We start from the raw sequence: 13,297 nt of genomic DNA, 5'->3' as shown, positions 1-13,297 counted from the left end.
CAACGGTGCATTCTGAGACCTGCGACACGCCGCCACACCCCAGCCCCATTGGCTATCCAGCCTGCCGACTAATTATTTCAAGACGTCATCCGTTCTCATTGGTGAATGGTTCCGGGTACACATCCCCGGCCAGACAGCATTCCGATGCCTTGCGCGGTCGGCACAGACCGCGCCCTGCATGCCCTTCGAGGGGTGTGACGCAGCAACCCGATTCCATTAGCAAGCCGAATTCAGGCAGGAAACCTCATGACCGACGCGTTCGAACTCCCCAGCACCCTGGTCCAAGCCCTCCAGCGCCGCGCGGCTCTGACGCCGGATCGACTGGCTTTGCGTTTTCTTGCCGAAAGCGAAGAGCAGGCTGTGATACTGAGTTATCGCGAACTGGATCAGCGCGCGCGTACGATTGCTGCCGCGTTGCAGGCTGAGGCTGAATTCGGTGATCGCGCGGTGCTGCTGTTCCCGAGCGGCCCGGACTATGTCGCGGCGTTTTTTGGCTGCCTGTACGCCGGCGTCATCGCGGTGCCAGCCTATCCGCCGGAATCCGCGCGTCGTCACCATCAGGAGCGTTTGCTGTCGATCATTGCCGACGCCGAACCGCGTCTGCTGCTGACCAGTGCCGACCTGCGCGACGCGTTGCAGCAGATCGACGGCGCGCCGCCGCTGTTGTGCGTCGATACCCTCGACCGTACGCTCGCCGAACGATGGGTTGAACCGGTCCTGCCGCAGGACCACATCGCGTTCCTGCAATACACCTCCGGCTCTACTGCACTGCCCAAAGGCGTGCAGGTCAGCCACGGCAATCTGGTCGCCAACGAACTGTTGATCCGTCACGGTTTCGGTATCGATGTAAATCCGGATGATGTGATCGTCAGCTGGCTGCCGCTGTATCACGACATGGGTTTGATCGGTGGTCTGCTGCAGCCGATTTTCAGCGGCGTGCCGTGCATTCTCATGTCACCGGCCTACTTCCTCGGCCGGCCGTTGCGTTGGCTGGAAGCGATCAGCGAATACGGCGGCACCATCAGCGGCGGGCCGGACTTTGCTTATCGATTGTGCAGCGAGCGCGTCAGCGAATCGGCACTCGAACGTCTCGATCTGAGCCGTTGGCGCGTGGCCTATTCCGGTTCCGAACCGATCCGTCTCGACACCCTCGAACGCTTCGCCGAGAAGTTCACCGCGTGCGGTTTCAGCGCAGACAATTTCATGGCCTCGTACGGTCTGGCCGAAGCCACATTGTTCGTCGCCGGCACCCCGCGCGGCACCGGCATCCCGGCACTGCGTGTGGACGATCAGGCGCTGGCGCAAAACCGCGCCGAGCCGGGCGAGGGCAGTCCGATCATGAGCTGCGGCATCAGCCAGCCGGAACACGCTGTGCTGATCGTCGAGCCGAGCAGTCTCGACGAACTCGCCGATAACGCGGTGGGCGAAGTCTGGGCCGCCGGCCCGAGTATCGCTCTCGGCTACTGGCGCAACCCCGAAGCCAGTGCCAAGACCTTCGTCCAGCACGCCGGCCGTACCTGGTTGCGCACTGGTGATCTGGGCTTTATCCGCGACGGTGAACTGTTCATCACGGGGCGCTTGAAAGACATGCTCATCGTGCGCGGTCACAACCTCTATCCGCAGGACATCGAGAAGACCGTTGAGAACGAAGTGGAGGTCGTGCGCAAGGGCCGCGTCGCTGCATTCGCCGTCAGTCAGAATGGCGAAGAGGGCATCGGCATCGCCGCGGAAATCAGCCGCAGCGTGCAGAAAATCCTGCCGCCGGAAGCCTTGATCAAAGCCATTCGTCAGGCCGTGGCTGAGGCGTATCAGGAGGCGCCAAGCGTGGTGGTGCTGCTCAATCCGGGCGCGCTACCGAAAACCTCCAGCGGCAAATTGCAGCGTTCGGCGTGCCGCAATCGTCTGGCCGATGGCAGCCTCGACAGCTACGCAGTATTCCCGTCGACCACATCCGCAACCGAGGACACGGCAGCCAGCGCCTCAGAACTTGAAGCGCTGATCGCGAACATCTGGGCCGAGCAACTCAACGTCAAACAGGTCAACGCCGACGATCACTTCTTCCTGCTCGGCGGCAACTCGATCGCCGCCACGCAAGTGATCGCCCGAATTCGCGAAGAACTCAGCCTTGAGCTGAACCTACGTCTGCTTTTCGAAGCACCCACGCTGTCGGCATTCGCCGCTGCCGTGGCACAACAGCAACAGGATGGCGGCAGCGCGCAAGGCGCAATCACTGCGTTGTCGCGTAGCGAGCCAATGCCGCAATCGCTGGCACAAAACCGTCTGTGGATCACCTGGCAACTTGACCAGCAAAGCAGTGCCTACAACATTCCCGGCGGCCTTCGTCTGCGCGGCGAACTGGACGAAGACGCGTTGCGCACCAGTTTCCAGCAACTGATCGAACGCCATGAATCCCTGCGCACACGCTTCTTCGAACGCAACGGCGTGGCCCTGCAACAAGTCGCTGCCGCCGCCGAACTCAACCTGCAACTGATCGACATCAGCGACTTGCCGGCGGCTGAGCGTGAAGCCCGTGCGCAACAAATCCGCGAAGACGAAGCACGCACGCAGTTCGACCTGGAAAAAGGCCCGCTGCTGTGGGTGACGCTGGTGCGTCTCGACGACGAAGATCACCAGTTGCTGGTGACGCTGCACCACATCATCGCTGACGGCTGGTCGCTGAACATATTGATCGACGAGTTCTCGCGCCTGTACGCCGCCGCTTCGCAAGGCGCGACGGCCAGCCTCACGCCACTGCCAACCCATTACGCCGACTACGGTAGCTGGCAGCGCCAATGGCTGGCGCAAGGCGAGGGCGAGCGGCAACTGGCGTACTGGAAAGCGCAGTTGGGTGACGAGCATCCAGCGCTGGAATTGGCCACCGATTACCCACGGTCCGCTAAGCAAACTCATAGCGCAGCACGCCATACCGTGCGTCTGGCCGGCAGCCTCAGCGATGCGATCCGCCACACGGCGCAGGCTCACCAATCGACACCGTTCATGCTGTTACTTTCGGCATTGCAGAGCCTGCTGCATCGCTACAGCGGTCAGCGCGACATTCGCATCGGCGTACCCAACGCCAACCGTCCGCGCCTGGAAACCCAGGGCCTGATCGGCTTCTTCATCAACACTCAAGTGCTGCGTGCGCAAATCGATTCGCGCCAGTCGTTTGTCGAGCTGTTAGCCCAGACACGCCAAGCCGCACTCGGTGCCCAAGCGAATCAGGATCTGCCGTTCGAACAGCTGCTCGAAGCCTTTCCGCAGGCTCGTGAACAAGGCTTGTTCCAGGTCATGTTCAACCACCAGCAACGTGATCTGAGTGCGCTCAAGCGCCTGCCGGGTCTGCTCGCCGATGAGTTGCCGTGGCACAGCCGCGAAGCCAAGTTCGACCTGCAATTGCATAGCGAGGAAGATCGCAACGGTCGCCTGACCTTGTCCTTCGACTATGCCAGCGAATTGTTTGACGCCGCGACCATCGAACGTCTGGCCGAGCACTTCAGCAACCTGTTGCGCGAAGTCTGCGAACGCCCGGAGCAAGCCATCGGCGACCTGCAATTGCTGACCACCAGCGAGCACGCTCAGCAAAAAAACTGGAGCGTCGCACCGTGCACTCCGGCGCAACAGTGGTTGCCGGAACTGCTCAATGAACAGGCGCGTCTGACCCCGGAGCGCACCGCGCTGGTGTGGGACGGTGGCAGCCTCGACTTCGCTGAACTGCACGCGCAATCCAACCGTCTCGCGCACTATCTGCGCGACAAAGGCGTCGGCCCGGATGTCTGCGTGGCCATCGCCGCCGAGCGTTCGCCGCAGCTGTTGATCGGCTTGCTGGCGATCATCAAGGCCGGCGGCGCCTATGTACCGCTGGACCCGGATTACCCGGCCGATCGTCTGGCTTACATGCTCAGCGACAGCGGTGTCGAATTGCTCCTGACCCAAACCGAATTGCTTGAGCGCTTGCCGGCCAGCGACGGCGTCAGCGTGATCGCCATGGACGCGCTGCACCTGGAAAACTGGCCGAGCCAGGCACCTGGTCTGCACTTGCACGGCGACAACCTCGCCTATGTGATTTACACCTCGGGCTCCACCGGCCAACCGAAAGGCGTCGGCAACACTCATGCGGCGCTGGCCGAACGTCTGCAATGGATGCAGAACGCTTACGCGCTCAACGAAACCGATGTGCTGATGCAAAAGGCGCCGATCAGTTTCGACGTGTCGGTGTGGGAATGCTTCTGGCCGCTGATCACCGGCGCACGCCTGCTGATTGCAGGTCCCGGTGAACACCGCGATCCGCATCGCATCGCCCAACTGGTTCAAGAACATGGCGTGACCACGTTGCACTTTGTCCCGCCGCTGCTTTCGCTGTTCATTGACGAACCGCTGAGCGCCGAATGCACCAGCCTGCGCCGGGTCTTCTCGGGCGGTGAAGCGTTGCCGGCCGAACTGCGTAACCGCGTGCTGGCGCAACTGCCGGCGGTGCAATTGCACAACCGTTACGGCCCGACTGAAACCGCAATCAACGTCACCCATTGGCACTGCACCTCTGCCGATGGCGAACGTTCGCCGATCGGTCGTCCACTGGGCAACGTGATTTGCCGAGTGCTCGACGCCGATCTCAATCCAGTGCCGGCCGGTGTGTCGGGTGAACTGTGCATCAGCGGTATCGGTCTGGCTCGCGGTTACCTTGGCCGTCCATCGCTGACCGCAGAGCGTTTTGTCGTCGATCCGCTGGGTGAGCAGGGCGCGCGTTTGTACCGCACCGGCGACCGTGCGCGCTGGACCGCCGATGGCGTGATCGAATACCTCGGCCGTCTCGATCAGCAGGTCAAACTGCGTGGCTTCCGCGTCGAACCGGAAGAAATCGAAGCACGCTTGCTCGCACAGGACGGCGTCGCCCAAGCCGTGGTGCTGGTGCGCGAAACCGCTGCCGGCGCGCAGTTGATCGGCTACTTCACCGCCCTTGATGCCGGCGAAGATCAGGATGAGCAAATTGCTCGCCTGAAAACCGCGCTGGCCGCCGAGCTGCCGGAATACATGGTCCCGGCGCAACTGATGCGTCTGGCTGCAATGCCGCTAAGCCCAAGCGGCAAACTCGACCGCCGCGCCTTGCCCGAGCCGCAATGGCAAGTGCGTGAGCACGTCGAACCGGTGACTGAACTGGAACAGCAGATCGCCGCGATCTGGCGCGAAGTCCTTGGCCTTACCCAAGTCGGCCTGCGCGACGACTTCTTCGCCCTCGGCGGTCACTCGCTGCTGGCCACGCAAATCATCTCGCGCACCCGTCAGGCCTGTGACGTCGAGCTGCCGTTGCGCGCCTTGTTCGAGCACAGCGAGCTCGGTGATTTCGCCGAACAGATCCGCCTGATCCAGGCCAGCGGCAGTACCAACAAACAGCCGCCGATCGATAAGGTTGATCGCAGCAAACCGGTGCCGCTGTCCTACTCGCAACAGCGCATGTGGTTCCTCTGGCAGATGGAGCCGGACAGCCCGGCGTACAACGTCGGCGGCATGGCGCGCTTGCGTGGCGTGTTGCACGTCGAGCGTTTCGAGGCGGCGTTGCAAGCGCTGATCCTGCGTCACGAAACCCTGCGCACCACGTTCCCGAGCGTCGACGGCGTCGCCCGTCAGCAGGTGCATGCCGAGACCGGCGTGCGCATGGGCTGGAAGGATTTCTCAAAACTTGCTGCCGATGTGCGCGAGCAAAAGGTTCAGCAGCTGGCCGACGAAGAAGCGCATCTGCCGTTCGACCTGGAAACCGGTCCGCTGCTGCGCGCCTGCCTGGTGAAGACCGCCGAACACGAGCATTACTTCGTGCTGACCCTGCACCACATCGTCACCGAAGGCTGGGCGATGGATATTTTCGCCCGCGAACTCAGTGCGCTGTACGAAGCGTTTGTCGATGATCGCGATTCGCCGCTTGAGCCGCTGCCGGTGCAATACCTCGACTACAGCGTCTGGCAGCGCAACTGGCTGGAGTCCGGCGAGCGTCAGCGTCAACTCGACTACTGGACTGCACAGCTGGGCCGTGAGCATCCGCTGCTGGAATTGCCGGGCGACCGTCCGCGCCCGCCGGTGCAAAGTCATCAGGGCGAACTGTTCCGTTTCGACCTGAGCGACGACCTCGCCACGCGCGTTCGTGCGTTCAATGCGCAACACGGTCTGACCCTGTTCATGACCATGACCGCCGCGCTCGCCACGTTGCTTTACCGCTACAGCGGCCAGACCGATCTGCGCATCGGCGCGCCGGTGGCCAACCGCATCCGTCCGGAAAGCGAAGGGCTGATCGGCGCGTTCCTCAACACCCAGGTTCTGCGTTGCCAGCTCGACGGCATGATGTCGGTCGGCGAACTGTTCGAGCAGGTGCGTCATACCGTGATCGAAGGCCAGTCGCATCAGGACCTGCCGTTCGATCATCTGGTTGAAGCCTTGCAGCCACCGCGCAGCGCCGCCTACAACCCGCTGTTCCAGGTGATGTGCAATGTGCAGCGCTGGGAGTTCCAGCAGAGCCGCATGCTCGCCGGCATGACCGTCGAGTACCTGGCCAACGATGCGCGGGCGACCAAGTTCGACCTCAACCTGGAAGTCACCGACCTCGACCATCGCCTCGGTTGCTGCCTGACTTACAGCACCGATTTGTTCGACGAGCCGACCATCGCGCGCATGGCCAGACATTGGCGCAATCTGCTTGAAGCGCTGATCGCCGATCCGCAACAGCGCCTCAGCGAATTGCCGCTGCTCGATCAGCCCGAGCAACAGCACCTGCTCGACAGCCTCGGCATCGAGCCGGGCGAGCATCGTCTCGACCAGTGCATCCATCACCTGTTTGCCGAACAAGCGCTGGCGCGTAAAGACGCACCGGCCCTGACCTTCGCCGGGCAGACCCTGAGCTACGCCGAACTCGACGCCCGCGCCAATCGCCTGGCCTGGGCCCTGCGTGAGCGCGGCGTTGGCCCACAAGTGCGCGTTGGTCTGGCACTGGAGCGCTCGCTGGAAATGGTCATCGGCCTGCTGGCGATCCTCAAGGCTGGCGGCGCGTACGTGCCGCTGGACCCGGAATACCCGCTCGACCGTCTGCATTACATGATCGAAGACAGCCGCATCGGCTTGCTGCTCAGTGATCGCGCAATGTTCAAAGCCCTCGGCGATCTGCCGCCGAGCGTGGCGCGCTGGTGCCTGGAAGAGGACAGCGCGGCACTCGCCGCTTACCCGGCCAGCGAGTTGCCGTTTATCAGCCTGCCGCAACATCAGGCTTACCTGATTTACACCTCGGGCTCGACCGGTAAGCCGAAAGGCGTGGTGGTCTCCCACGGCGAAATCGCCATGCACTGTCAGGCTGTGATCGAGCGGTTTGGCATGCGCCCGGACGACTGCGAACTGCACTTCTATTCGATCAACTTCGATGCGGCAACTGAGCGTTTGTTGGTGCCGTTGCTCAGCGGCGCGCAAGTGGTGCTGCGTGCGCAAGGTCAGTGGGACGCGGAAGAAATCTGCGGTTTGATCCGCACGCATAAAATTAACGTGCTCGGTTTCACCCCGAGCTACGGCAGCCAGTTGGCGCAGTTCCTCTCGACGCAAAACGAAATCCTCCCGGTGCGGATGATCATCACCGGTGGCGAAGCGTTGACCGGTGAACACCTGCAACGGATTCGTGCAGCGTTCAAACCGGCGATGTTTTTCAACGCTTATGGACCAACGGAAACCGTGGTCATGCCACTGGCCAGTCTGGCGCCGGAAGTGTTGGAGGAGGGCGCCGGCAGTGTGCCGATCGGCAGCGTGATCGGTGCGCGTGTCGCGTACATTCTCGACGCCGATCTGGCGCTGGTACCGCAAGGCGCGACCGGTGAATTGTTCGTCGGCGGCGCCGGTCTGGCGCAGGCCTATCACGACCGTCCGGGCATTACCGCCGAACGTTTTGTCGCTGACCCATTTGCCGCCGATGGCGGGCGCATGTACCGCACCGGCGACCTGGTGCGCCAGCGTGCCGACGGTTTGGTGGAATACCTGGGCCGGATCGACCATCAGGTAAAAATCCGTGGATTCCGTATCGAGTTGGGCGAAATCGAAACCCGCCTGCTCGATCACGATTCGATCCGCGAAGCCGTGGTGCTTGCACTCGATGCGCCGAGCGGCAAACAACTGGCGGGCTATCTGGTCAGCGAAATCGCCGAGCAAAGCGAGGCCAGACAGGCTGAATTACGCGATGCCCTCAAGGCGCATCTCAAGGCGCAACTGCCGGATTACATGGTGCCGACGCACCTGATTCTGCTGGCGAGCATGCCGCTGACCGCCAACGGCAAACTCGACCGCCGCGCCTTGCCGGCGCCGGATCCTGAGTTGAATCGTCAGGACTACGTCGCGCCGAGCAACGAGCTGGAGCAGACCCTGGCGCAGATCTGGTGCGAGGTGCTGAACGTCGAACAGGTCGGCCTCAACGACAACTTCTTTGAATTGGGCGGCGATTCGATTCTGTCGATCCAAGTGGTCAGTCGTGCAAGACAGCAAGGCATTCATTTCAGCCCGCGTGATCTGTTCCAGCATCAGACCGTGCAGACGCTGGCCGCTGTGGCCAGTCGCACCGAGCAGGTGACGGCCGAGCAGGGTCTGGTGGTTGGCGAATCGGCCCTGACGCCGATTCAGCATTGGTTCTTCGACACCGATATTCCTCAGCGTCAGCACTGGAACCAGGCGTTGTTGCTGGAGCCGACCGCAACCCTCGAATCGCATCGTCTGGAGCAGGCGCTGCTGGCGGTGATCGAGCAGCATGACGCCTTGCGTCTGCGCTTCAGCGAAGTCAACAACGCGTGGCAAGCAACGCACCAACCGGTCTCCGATGCGGCGGTGTTGTGGCAAGTACGCGTGACCTCGATGGACCAGTGCGAAGCACTGTTCGCCGATGCCCAGCGCAGCCTCGACCTTGAACAAGGGCCGTTGGTGCGCGCCGTACTGGTCGATGGCCCGCAAGGTCAGCAACGCCTGTTTATCGCGATTCATCACTTGGTGGTCGACGGCGTGTCGTGGCGCGTGTTGCTCGACGATCTGCAAACGGTCTATCGCCAACTGACGGCCGACCAAGCGGTGAAACTGCCGGCGAAAACCAGTGCCTTCAAGGACTGGACGGCACGCCTGCAGGCCTACGCCGGCAGCGAGTCCCTGCGCGAAGAACTCGACTGGTGGCAGACCCAACTGGCCGGCCCAAGTGCCGATCTGCCGTGCGAAAACCCGCAGGGCGGTCAGCAGAATCGTCACGCACAAACCGTCAGCGTGCGCCTCGATGCCGAGTACACCAAACAGTTGCTGCAACAGGCGCCAGCCGCGTACCGCACGCAAGTTAACGACTTGCTGCTGACTGCACTGGCCCGCGTACTCTGCCGCTGGAGCGGTCAACCGTCGGCACTGATTCAACTGGAAGGCCACGGTCGCGAAACCCTGTTCGACGAGATCGACCTGACCCGCACTGTCGGCTGGTTCACCAGCGCCTATCCATTACGCCTGACCCCGCACAACATCGAAGAAGCCGCAGGGCAGGGCGCTTCGATCAAAGCAATCAAAGAGCAACTGCGCGCGATGCCGCACAAAGGACTGGGTTATGGCGTGCTGCGTTATCTCGCCGATGACCTCAGCCAGCGCAGCATGGCCGCGTTGCCGCAGGCGCCGGTCACCTTCAACTACCTCGGCCAGTTCGACCAGAGCTTCGGTAGCGATGCGCTGTTCCGTCCGCTGGATGAAGCGGTCGGTGCCGCCCACGATCCGCAGGCGCCATTGCCGAACGAGCTGAGCATTGATAGTCAGGTTTACGGCGGTGAACTGCTGCTGCGCTGGACCTTCAGCGCCGAGCGTTACGAGGCGCAAACCATCAACGATCTGGCCGATGCCTACCTCGGCGAGCTGCAAAGCCTGATCACCCATTGCCTGCAAGACGAGGCCGGTGGCTTGACGCCGTCGGACTTCCCACTGGCCAAGCTGACTCAGGCGCAACTCGATGCCTTGCCGGTGCCAGCCGCGCACATCGAAGACGTCTATCCGCTGACGCCGATGCAGGAAGGCATGTTGCTGCACACCTTGCTCGAACCGGGCACCGGTCTGTACTACATGCAGGATCGCTACCGTATCAACAGCGAACTCGACGCCGAGCGTTTCGCCCAGGCGTGGCAAGCGGTGATCGCCCGTCACGAAGCGTTGCGCGCGTCGTTTTGCTGGAACGTCGGCGAAGACATGCTGCAAGTGATTCACACGCCGGGCCGTACGCCGATCGAATATCTGGACTGGAGCGCCATCGCTGAAACCGAGCAGGAACCGCAGCTGCAAGCCTTGCTGAAAAGCGAGCGCGAGGCCGGTTTCGATCTGCTCAATCAGGCACCGTTCCACCTGCGTCTGATCAAGGTCGGTGCGGCGCGTTACTGGTTCATGATGAGCAACCACCACATCCTCATCGATGCCTGGTGCCGTTCGTTGCTGATGAACGACTTCTTCGAGATCTACACCGCTCTCGGTGAAGGTCGCGAAGCGCAATTGAGCGTGCCGCCGCGTTATCGCGATTACATCGGTTGGCTGCAACGCCAGAGCCTGGCCGAAGCGCGGCAGTGGTGGCAGCAGAATCTGCATGGGTTCGAGCGCACCACGCCGATCCCGAGCGACCGGCCGTTCCTGCGTGAACACGCCGGTGAAAGCGGTGGGATGATCGTCGGTGACCGCTACACCCGCCTCAATGTCGAGGACGGTGCGCGTCTGCGTGAATTGGCGCAGGCCCATCAACTGACCATCAACACTTTTGCTCAAGCAGCGTGGGCCTTGGTGCTGCGGCGCATGAGCGGCGATCGTGACGTGCTCTTCGGCGTCACCGTGGCCGGGCGCCCGGTGGAAATGCCGGAGATGCAACGCACCGTCGGCCTGTTCATCAACAGCATCGCCCTGCGGGTGAAAATGCCTGAGGACGATCAGCGCAGCAGCGTGCGTCAGTGGCTCAGAGGTTTGCTCGACAGCAACATGCAACTGCGCGAGTACGAATACCTGCCGCTGGTGAACATCCAGGAACAAAGCGAATTGCCGAAAGGCCAGCCGCTGTTCGACAGCCTGTTCGTCTTCGAAAACGCCCCGGTGGAAGTCTCGGTACTGGATCGTGCGCAGAGCCTGAATGCGACTTCGGACTCCGGCCGTACGCACACCAACTTCCCGCTGACGGCGGTGTGCTACCCGGGCGATGACCTTGGTCTGCATCTGTCATACGACCAGCGTTACTTCGACGAATCGACCATCGAGCGCATGCTCGGCGAGTTCAAGCGTCTGTTGCTGGCGCTGGTCGACGGCTTCCATGGCGACATGGCCGATCTGCCGCTGCTGGGCGCGGAGGAACAGGACTTCCTGCTGCACGGTTGCAACCAGAGTGCACACGATTATCCGCTCGAGCAGAGCTACGTTGCGCTGTTCGAAGCGCAAGTTGCCGCGCATCCGCAGCGCATCGCCGCGACGTGCCTTGATCAGCAACAGAGCTACGCCGAGCTGAACCAGAATGCCAACCGTCTCGGCCATGCACTGGTCGCGGCCGGGGTGCAGAGGGATCAACCGGTGGCATTGCTCGGCGAACGTAATCTCGATCTGCTCGGCATGATCATCGGCAGCTTCAAGGCTGGCGCGGGTTACCTGCCACTGGATCCGGGCCTGCCGAGCCAGCGTCTGCAGCGCATCATCGAGCTGAGCCGCACGCCGGTGCTGGTCTGCTCCAAAGCATGCTTTGAACAAGCGCAGACGTTGCTGGATGAATTCAGCTGCGCCAATCGCCCACGCTTGCTGGTGTGGGAAGAGATCCAGGCAGCGGCGACTTCGGCGCAGAACCTGGGTATTTACAGCGGCCCGGACAACCTCGCTTACGTGATCTACACCTCGGGCTCCACCGGCTTGCCGAAGGGCGTGATGGTCGAGCAGCGCGGCATGCTCAACAACCAGTTGAGCAAGGTGCCGTACTTGAATTTGAGCGACGCCGACGTGATCGCCCAGACCGCTTCGCAAAGCTTCGATATTTCGGTCTGGCAGTTCCTTGCCGCACCGTTGTTCGGCGCGCGGGTGGACATCGTGCCGAACACCATCGCCCACGATCCGCAAGGGTTGCTGGTGCATGTGCAAGCGCAGGGCATCACCGTGCTGGAGAGCGTGCCGTCGCTGATTCAGGGCATGCTCGCCGCGGATCGTCTGAGTCTGGATGGCTTGCGCTGGATGTTGCCGACCGGTGAAGCGATGCCGCCGGAACTGGCGCACCAATGGCTGCTGCGTTACCCGGACATCGGTCTGGTCAATGCTTACGGCCCGGCGGAATGCTCGGATGACGTGGCGTTCTTCCGTGTCGACATGGCGTCGACGCGCGGCAGTTACTTGCCGATCGGCACGCCGACCGACAACAACTTGTTGTACTTGGTCGATGGCGCGCTGGACCTGGTGCCGTTGGGCGCGGTCGGTGAGTTGTGCGTGGCGGGCACGGGTGTCGGTCGCGGTTATGTCAGCGATCCGCTGCGCACCGCGCCGGTGTTTGTGCCGAACCCGTTCGGTGCGCCGGGCGAGCGTCTGTATCGCACCGGTGACCTGGCGCGGCGTCGTAGCGACGGAGTGCTGGAGTATGTTGGCCGCGTCGACCATCAAGTGAAGATTCGCGGTTACCGCATCGAGTTGGGTGAGATCGAAGCGCGCCTGCACGAACAACCGGAAGTGCGCGATGGCGCGGTCGGTGTGCAGGAAGGCGTCAACGGTAAGCACTTGGTCGGTTATCTGGTTGCGGCTGATTCAGCACTCAATCCGAGCGAACGCCTGGAGCGGATCAAACAGCGCCTGCGCGCCGAGTTGCCTGAATACATGGTGCCGCTGCACTGGTTGTGGCTTGAGCAGATGCCGCTGAATGCCAACGGCAAACTCGATCGCAAAGCCCTTCCGGCGCTGGAGATCGGCCAGTTGCAAAGCCAGGACTATCTGGCGCCGCGCAATGATCTTGAGCGGACCCTCGCCGACATTTGGGCCGAAGTGTTAAAGGTCGAGCAGGTCGGTGTACGCGACAATTTCTTCGAGCTGGGCGGGCACTCGTTGCTGGCCACGCAGATCGCCTCGCGCGTGCAGAAAACCCTGCAACGCGATGTGCCGCTGCGGGCGATGTTCGAGTGCAGCACGGTGGAGGAACTGGCTGAGTACATTGATGGACTGGCGGCGAGTGACATTACCGAGGAGAAGGTTGATCGGTTGAATGATCTGATGGCGGAGCTGGAGGGCCTTTAGTTCTCTAGTGCCTGTACCGGCCCTTTCGCGAGCAGGCTCGCTCCCACAAGGG

The 13,297-nt window shown here is 62.3% G+C and carries 1 protein-coding gene; it reads left to right on the top strand.

From position 1 onward, the window contains the following. Window positions 1–246: 246 nt before the first annotated feature. A complete protein-coding gene (locus tag AC5SEM_RS16800) occupies window positions 247–13,245 on the top strand; it encodes a non-ribosomal peptide synthetase (RefSeq protein WP_495470871.1) in 12,999 nt (4,332 codons plus the stop codon). The last annotated feature ends 52 nt before the right edge of the window (window positions 13,246–13,297 follow it).

This window comes from Pseudomonas sp. CH61 (genome assembly GCF_059429415.1).
This window is presented reverse-complemented; position numbering and strand designations above follow the sequence as displayed.